The 18,569-nt window shown below is 61.6% G+C and carries 20 protein-coding genes; 13 read left to right on the forward strand and 7 right to left on the reverse strand.

The genetic code is table 11. From position 1 onward, the window contains the following. Positions 1 to 74: 74 nt before the first annotated feature. The 5 genes from ACNKU7_RS01000 to epmA all read left to right on the forward strand — a co-directional run bounded on the left by ACNKU7_RS01000 (position 75) and on the right by epmA (position 4,168). A complete protein-coding gene (locus tag ACNKU7_RS01000; protein WP_418295086.1) occupies positions 75 to 803 on the forward strand; it encodes a TenA family transcriptional regulator in 729 nt (242 codons plus the stop codon). Positions 804 to 849: 46 nt separating this feature from the next. Then, complete coding sequence (locus tag ACNKU7_RS01005; RefSeq protein ID WP_418295087.1) at positions 850 to 1,644, forward strand: aldolase; 795 nt, start codon at positions 850 to 852, stop codon at positions 1,642 to 1,644. Positions 1,645 to 1,725: 81 nt separating this feature from the next. Then, the gene (locus ACNKU7_RS01010; protein WP_418295088.1) at positions 1,726 to 2,337 is read left to right on the forward strand and encodes a hypothetical protein; all 612 of its coding nucleotides are present in this window, start codon (positions 1,726 to 1,728) and stop codon (positions 2,335 to 2,337) included. Positions 2,338 to 2,417: 80 nt separating this feature from the next. After that, on the forward strand, positions 2,418 to 2,990 hold the full coding sequence (gene efp, locus ACNKU7_RS01015; RefSeq protein ID WP_418295089.1) for an elongation factor P: 573 nt from the start codon (positions 2,418 to 2,420) through the stop codon (positions 2,988 to 2,990). Positions 2,991 to 3,214: 224 nt separating this feature from the next. Then, positions 3,215 to 4,168 carry an EF-P lysine aminoacylase EpmA gene (gene epmA, locus ACNKU7_RS01020; RefSeq protein ID WP_418295090.1) on the forward strand — a complete coding sequence of 318 codons (954 nt, stop codon included), beginning with the start codon at positions 3,215 to 3,217 and terminating at the stop codon, positions 4,166 to 4,168. A gap of 33 nt (positions 4,169 to 4,201) precedes the next feature. Here the strand turns inward: epmA and ACNKU7_RS01025 are convergent, their stop codons facing one another. From ACNKU7_RS01025 to ACNKU7_RS01045, 5 genes are all read right to left on the reverse strand, one after another. Next, positions 4,202 to 5,071, reverse strand: a complete 870-nt coding sequence (locus ACNKU7_RS01025; RefSeq protein ID WP_418295091.1) for a GNAT family N-acetyltransferase — start codon at positions 5,069 to 5,071, stop codon at positions 4,202 to 4,204. 63 nt (positions 5,072 to 5,134) lie between these two features. Continuing rightward, positions 5,135 to 5,953, reverse strand: a complete 819-nt coding sequence (cysE, locus tag ACNKU7_RS01030) for a serine O-acetyltransferase (protein ID WP_418295092.1) — start codon at positions 5,951 to 5,953, stop codon at positions 5,135 to 5,137. 35 nt (positions 5,954 to 5,988) lie between these two features. Further along, positions 5,989 to 6,975: a serine/threonine protein kinase gene (locus ACNKU7_RS01035; RefSeq protein ID WP_418295093.1), complete on the reverse strand. Its 987-nt coding sequence runs from the start codon at positions 6,973 to 6,975 to the stop codon at positions 5,989 to 5,991. Between the two features lie 195 nt (positions 6,976 to 7,170). Beyond that, positions 7,171 to 8,316: a beta-ketoacyl-ACP synthase III gene (locus tag ACNKU7_RS01040; RefSeq protein WP_418295094.1), complete on the reverse strand. Its 1,146-nt coding sequence runs from the start codon at positions 8,314 to 8,316 to the stop codon at positions 7,171 to 7,173. A gap of 183 nt (positions 8,317 to 8,499) precedes the next feature. Continuing rightward, positions 8,500 to 9,201, reverse strand: a complete 702-nt coding sequence (locus tag ACNKU7_RS01045; protein ID WP_418295095.1) for a ComF family protein — start codon at positions 9,199 to 9,201, stop codon at positions 8,500 to 8,502. Between the two features lie 164 nt (positions 9,202 to 9,365). On the opposite strand from ACNKU7_RS01045, the gene bioB reads away from it, so the two are divergent. The 3 genes from bioB to bioC are packed head-to-tail and all read left to right on the forward strand — an operon-like array spanning position 9,366 to position 13,252. After that, positions 9,366 to 10,436, forward strand: coding sequence for a biotin synthase BioB (gene bioB, locus ACNKU7_RS01050; RefSeq protein ID WP_418295096.1), 1,071 nt, complete (start codon positions 9,366 to 9,368; stop codon positions 10,434 to 10,436). A gap of 15 nt (positions 10,437 to 10,451) precedes the next feature. Further along, the gene (gene bioF / locus ACNKU7_RS01055) at positions 10,452 to 11,666 is read left to right on the forward strand and encodes an 8-amino-7-oxononanoate synthase (RefSeq protein ID WP_418295097.1); all 1,215 of its coding nucleotides are present in this window, start codon (positions 10,452 to 10,454) and stop codon (positions 11,664 to 11,666) included. Beyond that, positions 11,663 to 13,252, forward strand: coding sequence for a malonyl-ACP O-methyltransferase BioC (gene bioC, locus ACNKU7_RS01060; RefSeq protein ID WP_418295098.1), 1,590 nt, complete (start codon positions 11,663 to 11,665; stop codon positions 13,250 to 13,252). The genes bioF and bioC overlap by 4 nt, the downstream gene beginning before the upstream one ends. Positions 13,253 to 13,259: 7 nt before the next feature. Here bioC and ACNKU7_RS01065 read toward each other — a convergent pair whose 3' ends face one another. Beyond that, a complete protein-coding gene (locus ACNKU7_RS01065) occupies positions 13,260 to 13,751 on the reverse strand; it encodes a L,D-transpeptidase family protein (RefSeq protein ID WP_418295099.1) in 492 nt (163 codons plus the stop codon). Between the two features lie 316 nt (positions 13,752 to 14,067). Here ACNKU7_RS01065 and bioD point away from each other — a divergent pair, with 316 nt between their 5' ends. From bioD to ACNKU7_RS01090, 5 genes are all read left to right on the forward strand, one after another. Then, positions 14,068 to 14,778, forward strand: a complete 711-nt coding sequence (bioD, locus tag ACNKU7_RS01070; protein WP_418295100.1) for a dethiobiotin synthase — start codon at positions 14,068 to 14,070, stop codon at positions 14,776 to 14,778. Between the two features lie 184 nt (positions 14,779 to 14,962). Further along, positions 14,963 to 16,744 (forward strand): acyl-CoA dehydrogenase C-terminal domain-containing protein, encoded by a 1,782-nt coding sequence (locus ACNKU7_RS01075; protein WP_418295101.1) that lies wholly within the window; start codon positions 14,963 to 14,965, stop codon positions 16,742 to 16,744. Between the two features lie 124 nt (positions 16,745 to 16,868). Further along, a complete protein-coding gene (locus tag ACNKU7_RS01080) occupies positions 16,869 to 17,072 on the forward strand; it encodes a DUF3094 family protein (RefSeq protein ID WP_418295102.1) in 204 nt (67 codons plus the stop codon). Continuing rightward, positions 17,072 to 17,752 carry a nitroreductase family protein gene (locus ACNKU7_RS01085; RefSeq protein ID WP_418295103.1) on the forward strand — a complete coding sequence of 227 codons (681 nt, stop codon included), beginning with the start codon at positions 17,072 to 17,074 and terminating at the stop codon, positions 17,750 to 17,752. The genes ACNKU7_RS01080 and ACNKU7_RS01085 overlap by 1 nt, the downstream gene beginning before the upstream one ends. A gap of 41 nt (positions 17,753 to 17,793) precedes the next feature. Continuing rightward, positions 17,794 to 18,045, forward strand: a complete 252-nt coding sequence (locus tag ACNKU7_RS01090) for a hypothetical protein (RefSeq protein ID WP_418295104.1) — start codon at positions 17,794 to 17,796, stop codon at positions 18,043 to 18,045. Between the two features lie 22 nt (positions 18,046 to 18,067). On the opposite strand, the gene ACNKU7_RS01095 is transcribed toward ACNKU7_RS01090, so the two are convergent. Beyond that, a complete protein-coding gene (locus ACNKU7_RS01095) occupies positions 18,068 to 18,544 on the reverse strand; it encodes an EVE domain-containing protein (RefSeq protein ID WP_418295105.1) in 477 nt (158 codons plus the stop codon). Positions 18,545 to 18,569 lie beyond the last annotated feature (25 nt).

An 18,569-nucleotide genomic window follows, 5' to 3' on the forward strand; every position in this document is an offset into this window, starting at 1 on the left:
AACAAATGCCGATGAGGTCGCAATCGGCCGGTTTAAACTGTACACACACTGGAATTGAAAGGAGAAAACTCCAGATGGATATGTACCTTGAGTTGCTTGAAAATAATAAAGAAGCCCTGATCGAACGTGCCAGGGGGCACTCATTTTTGCAGCGCTGTCGAACAGGGGATGTTCCGCTCGCGGAGCTGAAGATTTTTCTCGCGCAACAGGGCCTCTACAGCGCTTACTTTACCCGCTACCTGTGCGCGATGATGGCTAGCCTTCCGGATAACGATGCGGTGTTGGCGCTGGCAGAAAACCTGTTTGAAGAATTGGGCCTTGAGCCCGGAAGCCCACAGCCCCATCACCTGATATTCCGCGATATGTTGCGGCACTTTGATATCGATCTTGCGCGGAGCCCCATGCTGCCTGGCACTCGTCGATTAATAGAACGGATGTTCCATCATTGCCGCGATTTGTCGCCCAGTGCCGGTTTGGGCGCATTGTGCCTGGGTGCAGAAGCGCTGGTTCCGCCGCTGTATAGCGACATCGTCGCCGGTTTTCGCGCTCAGGGTGTGAGTGACAAGGCACTGGAATTTTTCCTGTTGCATATCGAGTGTGATGACGGCCATGCGGAGACTATTCGGGACATTATGGTGGGCATCGCGGACAGGGATCCCTCCCAGATTGACGTGATGTTGAACGCCGGGCGTGACATGGTTGATGCGCGCCTCCATTTCTTTGACTCTATCGAAGATTGTTTTCGGAAAACGCAGACTGCGCAGCCAGAGCAGGATCGCATGCGCGAAGCAATTCCAGCATGAGTGACCTATTGCCACCGGTTATTGATCCTGAGAGGAGAGATTTTTCATGGCCGACACAATGATGCTGGATAAGGAAACACTCGTGCAAAATGCGCGAGAGAAAATGACCCGGCACCTCGCAATGCCGGATTGGTCGCTGCGGGAAAAAATAGCGCTTACCTGCCGGATTTTATTTGGCGAAGGACACGATTCAGGCCTCGCGGGACAGATCACTGCGCGTGCTGAGGCGCCGGGCACCTATTACACCCAGAGGCTCGGCCTCGGCTTTGACGAGATAAATGCTTCCAATTTACTGGTCGTCGATGAGGATCTGGAACTGGTAGCCGGAGAAGGGATGCCCAACCCGGCCAATCGTTTTCACTCCTGGATTTATCGGTCGCGGCCGGACGTAAACTGTATTGTGCATACCCATCCCCTGCACATCTCGGCGTTGTCCATGTTGGCTCGTCCGCTGCGAATTGCGCATATGGACACCTGCCTGTTGCATGATGATGTCGCGTTACTCGAAAAGTGGCCTGGCGTCCCGGTTGGGAACGGTGAGGGCGAAATTATCGCGGGTGTGCTTGGAAACAAGCGCGCCGCGTTGCTCGCCCACCACGGGCTGGTGGTCGCGTGCCGCTCGGTCGAGGAGGCATGTGTGATCGCGATTCAGTGCGAGCGCGCCGCCAAACTGCAGCTGCTGGCCGAATCCGCCGGAGCCATCCAGGAAATCGACTCGGTACTGGCGACCGAAGCGCACGACTGGGTTCTGCAGGAAAAGCGGATTCAGGCCACATTTGCCTACTTTGCCCGCCGTGCATTGCGCGCCCTGTCCGGCAGCGGTGAGAGTCCGCTGGTATAGGTGGCGACGGGCGCGGCCGATTTGGTCACGCCCGTCACAGGATCCGTCACTCGGGCAATTTTGACGTAGGAGGCTGCTCCCATGCTGCACAGGCTGCACCGAATCTCGGCCCTGCTGATCGGCTGTTACGTTGCCGGTCATATTGCCAATCATATGCTGGCGCTCCTGGGTGTGGATGCCCATATCGCCTATATGGAGCAGTACCGGCACATATACCGCGCGCCGGTCATTGAGCCTGTGTTGCTGACCTGTGTGCTGTTTCAGGTGGCGTCCGGGCTGGTGTTTATCGCGCGCCGCTGGGGTAAACGCCGGGGCTTTTTCGACCACGTCCAGGCGATTTCCGGTGGGTATCTCGCGTTCTTCCTTCTTTTTCATGTCGGTGCGGTGCTGTACGGGCGGACGGTTCAGGGCGTCGATACAAACTTTTACTTTGCCGCTGCCGGTTTGCACCTGGGTTATTTCCCGCTGTTCTTCATGCCGTATTACACGCTTGCCGTGGCGGCATTCTTTTCCCATGTGGCCTGTGGCCTGCGCTGGCTGTTGCGCAGTCACCTGTCACAGCGTTTGCGTGACCGCCTGGCCATAGCGGTGATGCTGCTGGGTTTACTGCTGGGACTGGTTATTGTTGCCGCCTTTGCTGGCGCTTTCTATGCCGTCGAGATCCCTTCAGCCTACTGTTTTAGCGATTGCTAGAGCTTGCTGTTCGTTCTTGCTGCGTCACTCCTGTATAATCCCGCCCCATTCTGTGATGACCATTAGGGCTTTCTTTATTTATGGCTAGCTACTCCACCAACGAATTCAAGGGCGGTCTCAAGGTAATGCTGGACGGCGACCCTTGCTCCATTGTGGAAAATGAATTCGTCAAGCCCGGTAAAGGGCAAGCGTTTAACCGCGTCAAGCTGCGCAACCTGAAGACCGGTCGCGTGTGGGAGCGTACTTTCCGTTCCGGTGAGAGCCTGGAATCCGCGGACGTGATGGACCGCGATATGGAATATCTCTACAACGACGGTGAGTTCTTCCACTTCATGGAGCCGGAGACCTTCGAGCAGCATCAGGCCGATGCGAGCACTGTTGGCGATGCGGCCAAGTGGCTGAAGGAACAGGACGTGTGCGTGGTAACCCTGTATAACGGCGCGCCGCTGGCGGTGACTCCGCCCAACCACGTTATCCTGGAAATCGCCGATACCGATCCGGGTGTACGCGGTGATACCGCTCAGGGTGGCACCAAGCCGGCGACCCTGGTTACCGGTGCTGTGGTCAAGGTGCCGCTGTTCCTGGAAATTGGCGACACGATCAAAGTGGACACGCGCTCCGCTGAATACCTGGGTCGCGCCAAGGAAGACTGATCGCGACAAGGCCGTCCCGGCAGGCACCTGTGAGCAGGTTCGGCGGCGGCCAGAATTGTGGGTGCAAACCTGGCTACTGCAGTCTCACCCAGTGTCCTGTCGGCAGCGCCTGATGCTGCTGGCAGGTACCAAAACTGTACCTGATACCCGGCGTTCACGTTCGGGATCACTGCCGTTCGGCAACTACACTCAACCTCTCAGATCATTTTTGCTGCCTGATACCCATGGCTGATGCTCTCTGGCGCCCGACCGCCCCCCTGGACAATCTCCGCCGCCGCGCCACACTGCTGGCCGATATCCGGCGTTTTTTCACTGAGCGCGATGTGCTCGAAGTGGAAGTGCCGGTGCTTTCCCGCCGCGCCACCAGTGATCCCCACATTGAGTCCATCAGTGCCGACTGCAGCGGGGACCGGGCCTATCTGGCAACCAGCCCGGAATTTGGGCTCAAGCGCCTGGTGGCGGGAGGCTTCGGCGATTGCTACTACCTTGGCAAGGCGTTTCGCGACGGTGAGGCCGGTGGCCGCCACAATCCCGAATTCACCATGCTGGAATGGTACCGGCTGGGGTGGGATGACCACCGCCTGATGATCGAGGTGGGGGAGCTCCTGTCGCGGCTGCTGAAGATCTCGCGCGTCTGCTCCTACAGCTACCGGGCATTGTTCCTGCAAATGCTGGGGCTGGATCCACACCGGGCGACCTTCGCCGAGCTCAAGGCGTGCGTGACTGAGCATCTGGACATTTCCTTCGAGCCGGCCGGGCGGGATGAGTGTCTCGACCTGCTGATGAGCCACTACATCGAGCCGCGCATGAGTTCCGGTATCACGCTGTTGTATGACTTCCCGGCGAGCCAGGCGGCCTTGGCGCGGGTGGAAGAGGACGAGCAGGGGGTTCCCGTCGCGCGGCGCTTCGAAGCCTATGTAGGTGGAATGGAGCTGGCGAACGGTTACTGGGAACTGACCGATGCCGCGGAGCAACTGCGTCGCTTTGAAGCAGACCAGCGCTACCGCGAGGCGCACGGCAGGCCGGTTCGGCCATTCGAGGAGCGTCTGGTGGAGGCTCTGGTTGCGGGGATGCCCGATTGTGCCGGCGTTGCCCTTGGCGTGGATCGGCTGGTGATGCTGGCCTGTGAAGCGGAGCGCATTGACCAGGTGGTAGCCTTTCCGATCGACCGCGCCTGAACCAGCCCGGGCCGGGGGTGACCCGGCCTGGGGTCAGCTGTTTTCGCCACCGCGGTCCGGGCTATTTCCGTTAGCGCCCTGGCGAGAGTTGGGCACGTGCGCGCCACTGCGCTCGGGGGCGAAGTCGAAGCGTGTTACTTCGCCCACAGCGTAAAAGCCGGCATTCAGCCACAGATCCTGCTGCTCCTCATCCACCAGTGCCACCGTGTGTTTGTGGTGGCTGTGGATAACTTCGCCGAGCAAGTGCTGGAACATGGCGGTGCCGATGCCGCGCTTGCGGAATTCCGGCAGGGTGCCCAGGTCGTAAAAGCCGAGGGCATCGGCAGAAGAAAACAGGCTGCCGGTGGCGACAGGCTGCCCCTGAAACAGGCCGAGATAAAACTTCAGGCGGCTGTACTTGTGCTCGGGCAGCGTGGAGACATGCTGGTAAAACTTTTTCACCTGCGCCCGCTCCCGCGGACTGTCGTGTATTTCTGCGATCAACTCACCGAAGGACAGCAGATCCTCCGCGTTGGCTACCGCACGGATCTCGAGATCCGCGAGCGGCTTGCCGTCCGTTGCGAGCTGTTTGACTTCCGCGGCCATCGCAATGAGCGGGGGCTGCTCCACCAGGCCCATTTCTTTCAGGGCTTCTTCGTCCAGCGGCCGGCTGGCACAGTGCCAGAGGGAAAAGGGGCTGTGGCGTTCGGCAAAGTAATCCACCACAAAGCGCTGGAGAATGCGCGGCAGTGCCACAGCGTTGCTCACAACCTGGTTAAAGCGGGTGGAAAGCAGGCCGCTATCGGTGCGCAGCAGGCCGGTGATTTCCTTGCTCTGTTTGGGGTTGAGCAGGTCGGCGCAGTATCCGGCACGGTTTTCCAGATTGCGGCAGACGAGATTTTTGGCACTGAGACTGTATTTCATGGTTACAGGATAGCTCCGCCGCAGGGACGCGGTATTGGGTGGATTGCGGAGCTGTCAGTAAATTCAGCCCAACTGATCGACCTGCGACAGGGCACATTGGTTCATTGACAGTGCCGGTTGGTCGCAACTGGCCACGCCAATCACTTTCGCGGGCACTCCCGCCACCAGGGACTTCTCGGGTACCGGCTTGAGCACCACGCTGCCGGAGGCGATCTGCGAACAGCGGCCGATCTCGATATTGCCGAGGATCTTAGTACCGGCACCGATCAGTACACCGCAGCGAACCTTCGGGTGACGGTCGCCAGACTCTTTACCGGTGCCGCCAAGGGTGACCGACTGCATGATCGACACATTGTCTTCCACCACCGCGGTTTCGCCGATGACGATGCCGGTGGCGTGATCCAGCAGGATGCCCTGCCCGAGCTGCGCGGCGGGGTGGATGTCGACCGCGAACACCACCGAGATGCGGTGCTGTAAAAACAGCGCCAGCGAGCGGCGGTTCTGCAGCCACAGCCAGTGGGCCACGCGCCACGCCTGCAGGGCGTGGAAACCCTTGAAGTACAGGAAGGGTTCGTAAAGCGAGTGGCAGGCGCTGTCGCGCTGATCCACCGCGGCGAGGTCGGCGCGGGCCGCGGCGCCGATGGCCGGATCCGCCTGCAGCGCCTCGTCGATCACCTCGCGGATCAGCAGTGCCGGTGCCACGGCACTGTCGAGCTTGTTGGCGAGGTGGAAGCTGAGGGCGGCTTCCAGCGTGGTGTGATTGAGAATGGTGGCGTGCAGAAAACTCGCGAGAATCGGTTCCCGCTCAACCTGTACCGCCACGTCCCGGCGGATGCTGTCCCACAGTGCGTCCTGATCCAGCCCGGTTTGGGTATCTTCCATTTTGTACTCCTTCCTTTCGCGTGAGCGTAGCGCGGTTACACCGCGCCCAGTGTCAGCGGCGGCTCCTGCAGCATGGAAAGCTGCTCGCGCAGCGCGACTATGTGCTCCGCCCAGTAGCGCGGGGTATTAAACCAGGGAAATGCCATCGGGAACGCCGGATCCTGCCAGCGCCGCGCGAGCCAGGCGGCGTGGTGCATCTGGCGCAGGCAACGCAGCGGCTCGACCAGTTGCAGCTGCTGCGGATCGAAAGGGTGGAAAGTCTCGTAGCCTTCCACCACGGCGTCGAGATAGGCGGTCTGCTCGGCGCGATTGCCGGAGATCAGCATCCAGATGTCCTGGATCGCCGGCCCCTGCATGCAGTCGTCGAGATCGACAAACCAGGGGGTATCGTCGCGCCACAGGAAGTTGCCGCTGTGGCAGTCGCCGTGCAGCCGCAGGGTCTGCCAGTCGCGCTCGAATGCCGGCGCAATCTGCTCGAGCACGTGGGCACTGACGGTTTCGTAGGCCTCGCGGTTCTCCCGCGGCAGGAAATCGCCGCTGAGGATGAACTCGCGGCTTTCGATGGCAAAGGTCTCGAGCGAGAGCGCGCGGCGGTGTTCAAACGGGCGTGCGGCGCCAATGGCGTGAATCCGCCCGAGCATGGTGCCTACCTGTTCCAGGTGGTCGAAGTTATCCAGCTCCACCTGGCGGCCGCCGCGGCGTGGGAACAGCGCAAAGCGGAAGCCGTGGGCTTCGTGCAGCGTGTCGCCGTTGATTTCCAGCGGGGCCACCACGGATACCTCGGCCTCGGCCAGTTCGCGGGAAAACTGGTGTTCTTCGCGGATCTGCGCATCGCTCCAGCGCTCCGGGCGATAGAACTTGGCGATCAATGGCTGGGATTCGTCGATCCCGACCTGGTAGACGCGGTTCTCGTAGCTGTTGAGGGGGAAAATGCGCGCGTCGGAGAGCAGGCCGACACTTTCCACACAGTCGATTACGGTATCTGGCGTCAGGGAATCGTAGGGGTGCTGGCTATCTGACATGTCGTACATCGCGCTTGTGGCCGGCTGGGAAGCGCATGCTAACGCGCCGTACCTGGCAGCACAATCAAACAACGCCGGTGGTGTTTCTCAATGGCGATCCGCAGACGGCCACCTTCCGCGATTCCCGGCTTGGCCGGGGCCTGTGGCGCGGGTATTCAGTGGTCGCTGAATTCCCGCGCCCGGTGCCACGGGGGCTCAAACCGCGATTTTTTCCAGCGCCAGGCTGCCGATGGAATAGCCGGCACCAAAGGAGCAGATAACGCCCTTGCTGCCCACCGGCAGGTCGTCGCTGTGCAGGTTGAACGCGATCACTGAGCCGGCACAACCGGTATTGGCGTAGCGATCCAGCACGATGGGCGCGCGCTCGGGAGTAGCTTCATCGCCCATCAGTTTTTTCGCGATCAACTGGTTCATGTTGATGTTGGCCTGGTGCAGCCACCAGCGGCTGATGGCCTTGGGCTCGATGCCCAGCTCTTCCACCTGGCTTTCCAGGTGCGCGGCGGCCATCGGGCAGACTTCCTTGAACACCTTGCGGCCGTTCTGGCGGAACAGCTTGCCTGGGCCGAACGGATCCACATCCGCGGCGCGGGAGGTGTAGCTGAAGTTGGAGCGGATATTGTTGGAAAACACGGTCTTGGCCTTGGTGCCGAGAATTTCCCAGGCCGTTTCCGCGTTGCAGCCTTCGCGGCGCTCGATCACGCTGGCCACGGCGACATCACCGAAAATAAAGTGGCTGTCGCGGTCGGTGTAGTCGACTTGCGGTGAGGCCAGTTCCGGATTGATCACCAGAACCGCGCGCGCGGAGCCCGAGCTCACCGCGTCTACGGCGCGCTGCAGGGCAAAGGTGGCGGAGGAGCAGGCCACTTCCATGTCGAAGCCGAATCCGTCGATGCCCAGTGCACCCTGGATCTCGATGGCGATGGCCGGATAGGAGCGTTGCAGGTAAGACGCGCTGACAATCACGGCGTCGATGTCTTCCGGGCGCTTGTTGGCCTTTTCCATTGCCAGGCGTGCGGCCTTCAGGCCCATTTCCGCCTGCAGGCACAGCTCGTCGTCGGCGCGCTCCGGCAGGTAGGGGCGCATGCGCTCGGGATCGAGGATGCCCTCTTTGGAGATCACATAGCGGTTTTTGATACCGGAAGCCTTCTCGATGAACTCGGCGGAGGAGTGCGGCTTGGCCTCAACTTCGCCGGCTTCGATGGCGGCGGCGTGCTCGCGGTTGAACTTGTCCGCGTAGGTGTTCAGTGCAGCTACCAGTTCTTCATTGCTGATCGCTTCTGGCGGCGTCCACAGGCCGGTGCCGCTGATGACGATGCCGCGGGGCATTTTGTATTCACTCATCATTACTTCATCCTGTGTGTCGCGCCTGGCCACGGCCGGGCGACCTTCTACTTTAACGTTAGCAGCCTGTATACGCAGTGATCACTCGGCCACGAAGGGCGTGTATTGTGACGCCAAGGGGCACTCTGGTCTAGAAAACGGCGCCCAAGTACCAGGTAGATGCTGGGCCAGACTGGAAAAGGCTTAGGGCGTTCTGGCCAGCGCGTAAGTACTCACCAGTCGCGCACCGGCGGCCAGCAGGGTCGCAGAGGCCGCTTCAACGGTGGCGCCGGTGGTGACCACATCGTCCACCAGGCCAATATGCAGGTCTTTAACGTCTGCAGATGCGCGAAAACTCCGGGACAGGTTTTTCAGGCGCTCACTGCGCTTGAGCTGCTGTTGGCTGCCGGTAAACGCTGTTTTACGGAGCATCCGGGCCTTCACCGGCAGCTGCCAATGTCGCCCCCAAATATCGGCAATCAGCTGCGCCTGGTTGTAGCCGCGCACGAGCTGGCGGCGCCAGTGCAGTGGCATGGGTACGAGTACATCCGGGCGCTGGTCATCGGCGACAGGTGGCAGCAGTTGCTGCGCTGCGACCTCGGCCAGGGTGCGCCCGGCGGTGAGGTCTGCGCGATATTTAAAGCGCTGGATCAGCTGCGCGATCGGGTAGGCGTAGAGCCAGCAGGCGTGGCAGCGGTGGTTGCTCGGCGGTTGCTGCTGGCAGCGGGCGCACAGGGTGTCAGCGCCGCCGGTCAGCGGCAGCGCACACAGCCGGCAGGCGTGCCCGAGCAGCGGGAGTTCCTGGCGGCACGGCGTGCAGGTGCCGCAGGCGTCAGCGCCTCCGGCGTTGCACAGTACACAGTGAGTCAGGCTTCGCCGCAGCTGGCCCGAAATATAAGCGAACACGCCGGAGTCCCTCCCTGACGATCCGTAAAAATGACCTGTAAACCATTTGTGGTTCATTTGGTTGACAGCGGTTGGGCCACCGCTACACTGGCAGGCCTTCAACCTTCGATCCCCGGCCAGATAATGACCAATAAGTCTCGCGGCCCCCGAGGAGAGTAATCCCTGTGACTGCCACCCAGCAAATTCCCGAAGCGACTATCCGCCACGACTGGACTCGCCAGCAGGTGCTCGACCTGTTCGCGCTGCCGTTCAACGATCTGCTGTTCACCGCGCAGCAGGTACACCGGACACACTTTGACGCCAACCGGGTTCAGGTGAGCACCCTGTGTTCCATCAAGACCGGCGCCTGTCCGGAAGACTGCACTTACTGCCCCCAGAGCGCCCGTTACGATACCGGCCTTGAGCGCGAAAAGCTGATGAAGGTGGAAAAGGTGGTCGAGGAGGCGCGCGCAGCCAAGGCCAGCGGTGCCACTCGCTTCTGCATGGGGGCGGCCTGGCGCTCGCCGAAAAACAAGGACATGCCCTACGTCACCCAGATGGTGCGCGAGGTCAAAGCGCTGGGCCTGGAAACCTGCATGACCCTCGGCATGCTCAGCGATGAGCAGGCGAAAGACCTGGCGGACGCCGGCCTGGATTACTACAACCACAACCTGGATACCTCGCCGGAATACTACGGCGAGATCATTACGACCCGCACTTACCAGAATCGCCTGGATACCCTGGCCAATGTGCGCGCAGCGGGTATGAAAGTTTGTGCGGGCGGTATTATTGGCCTCGGCGAAGGGGAAAAGGATCGCGCCGGCCTGCTGATGCAGCTGGCAAACCTGCCCGAGCACCCGGAGTCTGTGCCGATCAATATGCTGGTAAAAGTGGCGGGTACACCGCTGGCGGAAAACGAGGATCTGGATCCGTTCGAATTTATCCGCTGCATCGCCGTGGCCCGCATCATGATGCCGAAATCCCACGTGCGCCTGTCGGCCGGTCGCGAGTCGATGAACGACGAGATGCAGTCGCTGGCATTCCTCGCGGGTGCCAACTCCATTTTCTATGGCGAGAAGCTGCTCACCACCGGCAACCCGGAAGCCAACAAGGATATGCAGCTGTTTGCCCGCCTCGGCATCAAACCCGAGGAGTACCAGCAGTACGAGGACGAGACGGCAGTGGAAGCCGAGCTGCAGGCGCAGATTGCCGAACAGCAGAATGATCCGTTCTTCTACGACGCCGCCAAGGCGTAATTCGGGTCAGCGGTTTTGACCTCCAGCCTGCAAGCCTTCCTGCGCGAGCGCCTGGCCGAACGCCGGGCGCAACAGCTGTACCGCAGTCACAAGATTCTGGACGCCGCACCGGGGCCGGTAGCGGTGGTGGACGGTCGCGAGCTGGTGACCTTCAGCAGTAACGACTATCTGGGTCTTGCCACCCATCCCGAGGTGATCGCCGCGCAGCAGCGGGGTGCCGGGCTGGGTGCCGGGGCCACGGCCTCGCACCTGGTCAATGGCCACTTCGCCATCCACCAGCAACTGCAGGACAAAATTGCGGAAGTGACCGGTCGCGACGCGGCGCTGCTGTTTGGCAGCGGCTATATGGCGAATGTCGGCGTGATCAACGCGCTCGTCGGTCGCGGGGACTTTGTGGTGCAGGACAAACTCAACCACGCCTCCCTGATTGACGGCGGTCGCCTCAGTGGCGCCCAGTACCTGCGCTTCGGCCACAGTGATCTCGCGGGGCTGGAGCGGCAGCTGCAGCGGGCGCGCGACCGCGGTGACGGCAAAATCCTGCTGGCGGTGGACGGCGTCTACAGCATGGATGGCGACACCGCGCCACTGGCCGAGATGGCCCGGCTCTGCGCGCACTACAATGCGTGGCTGATGGTGGATGAAGCCCACGGCTTTGGCGTCATGGGCAGCGACGCTTTCCCGTCGGCAGGCAGTGCCGCCGCTGCGGGCCTGGATCAGGACTCGGCGCCCATAATCATGGGCACCCTGGGCAAGGCGGCTGGAAATGGCGGTGCCTTCGTGGCGGGTTCCAGAGACCTGATCGATTATCTCACCCAGTTTGCGCGTACCTACATCTACACCACGGGAATGCCGCCTGCGGTGGCGGCGGGCAATTTGGCCGCAATCGAGCTGATGCAGCGGGAACCGCTGCGCCGGGTCCTGCAAAACCGGATTGAATATTTCCGCACGCGCGCAGGCGCGCTCGGTCTGCCACTGAAAAATTCCCTGAGTGCCATCCAGCCCCTCGTGCTCGGCAGTGAGGAAACCGTGCTCGCCGTGGCGCAGCACCTGCAGCAGCGGGGCTTTCTGGTCGGTGCCATTCGTCCACCCACGGTTCCGGCCGGCACGGCGCGGTTGCGGATTACCCTGTCGGCGGCCCATTTCGAACAACAGATCGACGGCCTGCTGGGTGCGCTGGTTGTCGCCCTGAATGAAATTCGCAGGCCGGAAAGTGCCGGGGAGGTTGAGTGAGCGCCCAAATAGAGCACATTGTGTTCCTGCACGGCTGGGGAGGTGACAGCCGCTGCTGGGCGCCACTGCTTGGCGAACTCGCAGGAGTGGCTCAGGCGTGCCACTGCATTGACCTGCCGGGTTTCGGGAAACGCGCCACAGACGGCTGGCCCGATACCGAAACCCTGCTGGCGGAACTCGAGGCCGAGCTGCCTGAACACTGTCTGCTGGTCGGCTGGTCTCTGGGTGGGATGCTGGCGGCGCAGCTGGCCGCGCGCTCGCACAAGGTGCGCGCGCTGGTGACCATTGCTGCGAATGGTTGCTTTGTCGCCCGCGAAACCTGGCCCGGCATGGCGCCGGCGGTGTTTGAACAATTCTGCAGTGCCCAGCGCAGTGACCCGGTAAAAAACTGGCAGCGCTTTTGTGGTCTGCAGGCTCGCGGCGACAGCGCCATGCGCAGCCTGCTGAAAATGCTCAAAAGCTGGCAACCGGAAACCGTACCCGCAAGCTGGGATCCGGCGCTGGAATGTCTTGGCCAGCTGGATAACCGTGCAGCCCTGTCCCGGCTGAGCGTGCCGGCGCTGCACATTTTCGGCGCTGAAGATGCGCTGGTGCCGGTGGAGGCTGCGGCGCAGCTGCGCGGGCTGGGCTGCCAGGTCGAGATTGTTGAGGGCGCGGGACACTGCCCGCACCTCGGCAATCCGGGCGCAGTGGCGGGACTGCTGAAACGCATGCTGGCGGAACCGGATCAAGCGCCCCTGGAGAAGACCGCAGTGGCCCGGGCCTTTGGCCGGGCAGCGGCCAGTTACGATGCCGCCGCCCACCTGCAGCGGGCGGTCTGCCGACAACTGCTGGGGCGGGTCGACGCGCTTGGCGGCGGGCAGCCGCGGCGCATCCTGGATCTTGGCAGCGGCACCGGGTTTGGCAGCGCGCTATTGCGCCGGCGCTTCCCGCAGGCGGAGATCATCGCCCTCGATATTGCCCCGCAAATGCTGGCCTATGCGCGAGACCACCGGCCGCAAGCGGATGCCTATATCGCCGCGGATGCCGAACAGCTGCCGCTGGCGGATGACTCTTTTGATCTCGTGTTCTCCAGTTTCGCCCTGCAGTGGTGCTATCGCCTGCCGCAGCTGTTTGCAGAAATTCGCCGCATTACCGCGCCGGGCGGGCGGGCACTCATTTCGACCCTCGGCCCCGGTACCCTGCATGAACTCAAGGACAGCTGGGCACGGGTGGATGACGGGGTGCATGTGAACCGTTTCCTGCCGGCGGCCGACTGGCTGAACTCAGCGCAGGGCGCGGGCTTGCGGGCAACGCTCGAAAGCGAGATGCGCGTGCTGCACTTTGACAGTGTCACGGCGCTGATGCGTGAGCTGAAAAGCATTGGCGCACAGAATGTGAACCGCGGCGCGGGAAGGGGGCTGTTGGGGCGCGCGCGCCTGCGCAAGCTGGCGGACGCCTATGATCACTTCAGGGGGGCTGCGGGATTACCGGCGACTTATGAAGTGCTTTACCTGCAGCTCGCCCGAGAGGCGATGGAACTACCGCAGGGACCGGCCGCAGCGCAGGCGGGAGGGCCCGCCGCGGCGCGGCAGGCCCGGGACTGAACCCGACTCAGGGGAAGATTTCGATCGGCGTACCGGTATTGACCATGGCCCAGATTTCGTCCATCTCCGGGTTGGTGACGGCGATACAGCCATCGGTCCAGTTCATCCGCGTGAGGTATTTTTCGATACCTTTCCAGTGCGGTTTCTGGCCGTGAATCATGATCGCGCCACCGGGGCTGCGACCCATCTTTTTCGCCCGTGCGCGGTCAGCAGCGTTCGGGTAGGAAACCTGGATAGCCCGGTAATAGGTGCTGTTTTTCTTTTTCCAGTTCAGGGTGTAGCGGCCTTCTGGCGTGCGCGAATCACCCTCATACTGTTTATGCCCCACGGGATTCTTGCCAAATACCACTTTGTAACTTTTCACGACCTTGCCGGCGCGCTTAAGCTGCATCAGGTGTTTGGATTTGTACACGACCACTTCATCCACAGGCTGGATCTTGGCAAGTGCCAGGGTCGGCAAAAGAAGCAGGGCAATCAGACTCAGTTTTATGTATCGCATGGCTCTCGACGGTTATCAAAGGGTTTCCGGGGCAAAAACAGCTTCCCTGCTCTCGCGCGCCAAGGCTCCTGCCGAGGTGGCGGGGGAACACTGGTTGCGCGGTGCGACTTAAACACGCAAATGCGTTATGACAGCGCTGTCTTAGGCTGTCTGCCCAGACCAGAGTCGGGGCACTTATTAGGCAATTTTCCTAACCCCGATGGCTCTTCGTGAAGAGGGGTGTTCAAATATTGCTCTAGATGGACAATTTATCATCACGTAGGCGACGTTTAAAGAGGCGTCAAGAAAAAAGACTGAATTGATAGAGGAAGATTCCGTGACCCACACGTTTTTCGTGACCGGTACCAATACCGAAGTCGGCAAAACCTATGTCAGCGCTGCGCTGCTGCAGGCGGCGGCAGCGCGTGGACTGCAGACGGCTGCGGTCAAACCGGTGGCCTCCGGCTGCGAGCTCACCGAAGAGGGGCTGCGCAACAGCGATGCGCTGACCCTGCAGCAGGCCATGACCCTGGATTTGCCCTATCAGCAGGTGAACCCGGTAGCGCTGGAGCCCGCCATTGCGCCGCATATCGCGGCAATGGAGGCGCGCAAGAACCTGGATGCCGGCAGGCTCGCCGGTGTCTGTCGAGGCGTGATGAGCAGTGCCGCCGATTTTGTGGTGATCGAGGGCGCGGGTGGCTGGCGTGTGCCTCTGGGGCCGCGCACGATGCTTTCGGATCTGCCCCGGACCCTGCAATTGCCGGTCATCCTGGTCGTCGGTATGGAGCTCGGCTGTATCAATCACGCGCTGCTGACCGCCGAAGCCATCCGCCGCGACGGCCTGCAACTGGCGGGTTGGGTTGGCAACTTCGTGCGCGAGGCCGGCATGGCGCGGGCCGAGGAAAACCTGGGCACCCTGCGCGCGCTGCTGCCGGCACCCTGTCTCGGGGTGCTGCCGTTTGATGAGCAGGCAGACTACCGCAATGCAGCGGCCCTGCTGGACCTGTCTCCACTGTTGCCGGCGGCCGATCAGCCAGAAGCGGAGTAATCCGCCCAATACCCCGCCCTGTGGCCGAGAAATCGGGCCCGGGGCAACTACTCGTCCCTTCTGAAAACGACTGACCAAGCGCCCGTATTCCTGCGGGTGGCTTGACTTAGGCATGCCTTGGCCCTAGATTCAAACAATTGTTTGAAACAACTGATTGATCTCAAGATTCTGGAGAAGCGAGACCATGGCCGAGTACAAGGCGCCACTGCGCGAGATGAATTTCTTACTGCACGAGGTATTTGAGGCAGACAAGCTGTGGGCGCGCTTGCCAGCGCTGGCGGAAACCGCCGACCGCGAAACGGCTGATGCCATCCTCGAAGAGATGGCCAAGGTCGCCGCCAATACCCTCGACCCGATCAACCGCTCCGGTGACGAAGAAGGCTGCCACTGGAACGACGGTGTGGTGACTACCCCGAAGGGCTTCCCGGAAGCTTACGCCACCTACTGCGAAGGCGGCTGGGGCGCTCTGGTGGGCAACCCGGAATTCGGTGGCATGGGCATGCCGAAAATGCTGGGTGCGCAGGTGGAAGAAATGATCTGTGCCGCCAACATCTCCTTCGCGCTCTACCCGGTGCTGACCAACGGCGCCTGCCTGGCGATCGACGCCCACGCTACCCAGGAGCTGAAAGAAAAGTACCTGCCGAACATGTACGCCGGCACCTGGGCCGGCGCCATGGATCTGACCGAGCCGCACGCCGGTACCGACCTGGGCATCATCCGCACCAAGGCGGAGCCGCAGGAAGACGGCAGCTACAGCATCACCGGCTCCAAAATCTTCATTACCGGCGGTGACCACGACCTGTCCGAGAATATCATTCACCTGGTACTGGCCAAGCTCCCGGACGCGCCGAAGGGCCCGAAAGGCATCTCCCTGTTCCTGGTACCAAAGATACTCGTCAACGAAGACGGCAGCCTGGGCGAGCGCAATGGCGTGAGCTGTGGCTCCATCGAGCACAAGATGGGTATCAAGGCTTCCGCCACCTGCGCCATGAACTTCGACGGCGCCAAGGGCTGGCTGGTGGGCGAAGTGAACAAGGGCCTCGCCGCCATGTTCACCATGATGAACTACGAGCGCCTGGGTGTAGGTATTCAGGGCCTGGGCGCTTCCGAGCGTTCCTACCAGAGTGCCATCGAATACGCCCGCGACCGCGTGCAGAGCCGCTCCCCGGAAGGTGCCAAGCAGCCGGAAAAAGCTGCAGACCCGATCATCGTGCATCCGGACGTGCGCCGCATGCTGCTGACCCAGAAAGCCTACATCGGCGGTGGCCGCGCCCTGTCCACCTATGTGGCCAAGTGGCTGGATATCGCCAAGTTCGGCGAGGGTGAGGAAAAACAGCACGCAGAAGCCATGGTGGCGCTGCTGACCCCGGTGGCCAAGGCCTTCTTCACCGACAAGGGCCTCGAGTGCACCGTGATCGGCCAGCAGGTGTTCGGCGGCCACGGTTATATCCGCGAGTGGGGCCAGGAGCAGCTGGTGCGCGACGTGCGTATCACCCAGATCTACGAGGGCACCAACGGTATCCAGGCACTGGATCTGATCGGCCGCAAGACCGTGGCCAACGGCGGCGCCTTCTTTGATCTGTTCGCCGCAGACGTGCAGTCGTTCATTGATGCCAACAGCGATAACGAAGCCCTGGCGGAATTCATCCAGCCGCTGGCGACCGAGCTGCAGCGCCTGAAAGACGTGACCGCCGCGGTGATCGAAGCGTCCAAGACCGACCCCAACGCGCCGGGCGCAGCTTCCGTGGACTACCTGAACCTGTTCGGTTATGTGGCTTACGCCTACATGTGGGCGAAAGCGGCAAGCGTTGCACTGCCGCAGGCCGAAGCGGACGACTTCTACCGCGGACAGGTAAAAACCGCACGCTTCTACTTTGCCCGTCTGCTGCCGCAGGCCACGGCGCTGGCCACCAGCGTACTCGCCGGCAGCGCCACCCTGATGGACGTGGAAGAAGACCTGTTCTGATTTTCGGCGACGACATCCCTGAATTTGATCTGCTGATCAGCCCCGCCTAGCGGGGCTTTTTTCGTTATGGCGTCTCTTATAGACTCGGGGCATCACAATAAAAAAGCCTGAGGCCAGTACCCTCATGACAGAAAAAGATCACGCTGTTGCCGCGAAAAAACTCTCAGCCGAAGACCAGGCCAGGGTAGACCAGTACCTGCAAAGCGGTCATAACGATGTGGAGCGCAAGCCATTCCGCCCCCTCATGTTGCTGGCGGTGATCGTCGGTGTCCTCACGGCGCTGTCCCTGCTCAGCCTGTTCATCGCACGTACCAAGGGGGTGGTGTGATGGCCGGAACCGAACAGGAAGCCGGGCGATTTATTCCTCTCGCTTTCCAACGACTCGACGAAGCTGACATGGCCACGCGGGCACGAGCGTTTTACCAGCACATGCGCAGCCGGCGTTCGGTGCGGGATTTCTCCGCGCAACCGCTGCCGCGCAGTGTGATCGAGGACGCACTGCGCACTGCCGGCAGCGCCCCCAGCGGCGCTAACATGCAGCCGTGGCATTTCAGCGTGGTGGAGTCTGCGGAAGTAAAACGCGAGATTCGCCTGGCGGCGGAAGAAGAGGAGCGGGAGTTCTACCAGCGCCGCGCGTCTGACGAGTGGCTGGATGCCCTGGCGCCGCTGGGCACCGATGCCCATAAGCCATTTCTCGAGACTGCCCCCTACCTGATCGTGATCTTCCTGAAAAAGTTCTCTGCGGCTGAAGGCGGCGAACAGCGTAAGAATTACTACACCTCGGAGTCGGTCGGTATTGCCACCGGGATGCTGCTGGCGGCCCTGCACAATGCCGGTGTGGCCACCCTCACCCATACCCCCAGCCCGATGAAATTTCTGAACCGGATCCTCAAACGCCCCGACTCCGAGCGCCCCTATATGATTGTGGTGGCGGGGCTGCCGGCGGACGGCGTACAGGTTCCCGCAATCGGCAAAAAACCTTTGCAGGAGATCGCGGAATTTATCTGACTTGCCGGGTCTGCCACCCAATTTTGAAAGGGATTTATTCGATGAAAGGGAAAATATTCGCCACGCTGCTGCTGGCTTTTGGCATTTCCGGTTGTGACACTTTGGGGCGCATAGCGCTGGAGCAGGCGACTGACAGCCGCATACGCTATGGCGCGCAGTGTGAGTCACTACGTATGCAATGCCGCCCTGAGAACTACCGGCAGTGGCAAACATCCAAAGGCGAGCTGGGATGCTCGTGCGCTGGTTCGCCCGAGCAGTCTCGTTACCCGACCGGTATACAGGATCCGCTCTAGCACGGCAGTGTGAACCGCTGGTTTAACCGACGTTGTGGCCGTTGTTGCCCCTCGCGATCAAATACTGCCACTCGGGCTCGGCCACTGGCTGTATCGACAGGCGCCCCTGCTTCACAAGTACCATCTCGGCCAGTGCCGGATCCCGCTTGATCTCTGCCAGTGGCACCGGGCGCGCAAACTGGCTTTGCCACTGGATGTCGACGCAGAACCATCGGGGTTTATCTGTGCTGGCCTTGGGATCGAAGTATTTGCTCTCCGGGTTGAACTGCGCCGGATCCGGGTAGGCGGCCCGGACTACCCTGGCAGTGCCCACGATGGCGGGGACTTTACAGGCACTGTGATAGAACAGGACGCCATCGCCCTCGGCCACCTGGTCGCGTAGGAAGTTGCGTGCCTGATAGTTGCGGATGCCGTCCCAGCGACCGGTTTGCCCGGTTTCTGCCTTCAGGTCATCCAGGCCGTATTCATCCGGTTCCGACTTGAAAAGCCAGTACTTCATCCGCGTTCCCCTCGGTTTGATCGCG

Origin of the sequence: Microbulbifer weihaiensis, from assembly GCF_048323715.1 — a bacterium.
Classification (GTDB): domain Bacteria; phylum Pseudomonadota; class Gammaproteobacteria; order Pseudomonadales; family Cellvibrionaceae; genus Microbulbifer.

Excerpts from the sequence above, each read along its gene's own strand:
- efp (WP_418295089.1), top strand. The coding sequence starts at position 2,418 with ATGGCTAGCTACTCCACCAACGAATTCAAGGGCGGTCTCAAGGTAATG.
- ACNKU7_RS01005 (WP_418295087.1), top strand. The coding sequence starts at position 850 with ATGGCCGACACAATGATGCTGGATAAGGAAACACTCGTGCAAAATGCG.
- ACNKU7_RS01025 (WP_418295091.1), bottom strand. The coding sequence starts at position 5,071 with ATGAAATACAGTCTCAGTGCCAAAAATCTCGTCTGCCGCAATCTGGAA.
- ACNKU7_RS01010 (WP_418295088.1), top strand. The coding sequence starts at position 1,726 with ATGCTGCACAGGCTGCACCGAATCTCGGCCCTGCTGATCGGCTGTTAC.
- ACNKU7_RS01095 (WP_418295105.1), bottom strand. The coding sequence starts at position 18,544 with ATGAAGTACTGGCTTTTCAAGTCGGAACCGGATGAATACGGCCTGGAT.
- ACNKU7_RS01085 (WP_418295103.1), top strand. The coding sequence starts at position 17,072 with ATGGCCGGAACCGAACAGGAAGCCGGGCGATTTATTCCTCTCGCTTTC.
- cysE (WP_418295092.1), bottom strand. The coding sequence starts at position 5,953 with ATGGAAGATACCCAAACCGGGCTGGATCAGGACGCACTGTGGGACAGC.
- ACNKU7_RS01040 (WP_418295094.1), bottom strand. The coding sequence starts at position 8,316 with ATGAGTGAATACAAAATGCCCCGCGGCATCGTCATCAGCGGCACCGGC.
- ACNKU7_RS01075 (WP_418295101.1), top strand. The coding sequence starts at position 14,963 with ATGGCCGAGTACAAGGCGCCACTGCGCGAGATGAATTTCTTACTGCAC.
- ACNKU7_RS01080 (WP_418295102.1), top strand. The coding sequence starts at position 16,869 with ATGACAGAAAAAGATCACGCTGTTGCCGCGAAAAAACTCTCAGCCGAA.
- ACNKU7_RS01065 (WP_418295099.1), bottom strand. The coding sequence starts at position 13,751 with ATGCGATACATAAAACTGAGTCTGATTGCCCTGCTTCTTTTGCCGACC.
- ACNKU7_RS01090 (WP_418295104.1), top strand. The coding sequence starts at position 17,794 with ATGAAAGGGAAAATATTCGCCACGCTGCTGCTGGCTTTTGGCATTTCC.
- ACNKU7_RS01035 (WP_418295093.1), bottom strand. The coding sequence starts at position 6,975 with ATGTCAGATAGCCAGCACCCCTACGATTCCCTGACGCCAGATACCGTA.
- ACNKU7_RS01000 (WP_418295086.1), top strand. The coding sequence starts at position 75 with ATGGATATGTACCTTGAGTTGCTTGAAAATAATAAAGAAGCCCTGATC.
- epmA (WP_418295090.1), top strand. The coding sequence starts at position 3,215 with ATGGCTGATGCTCTCTGGCGCCCGACCGCCCCCCTGGACAATCTCCGC.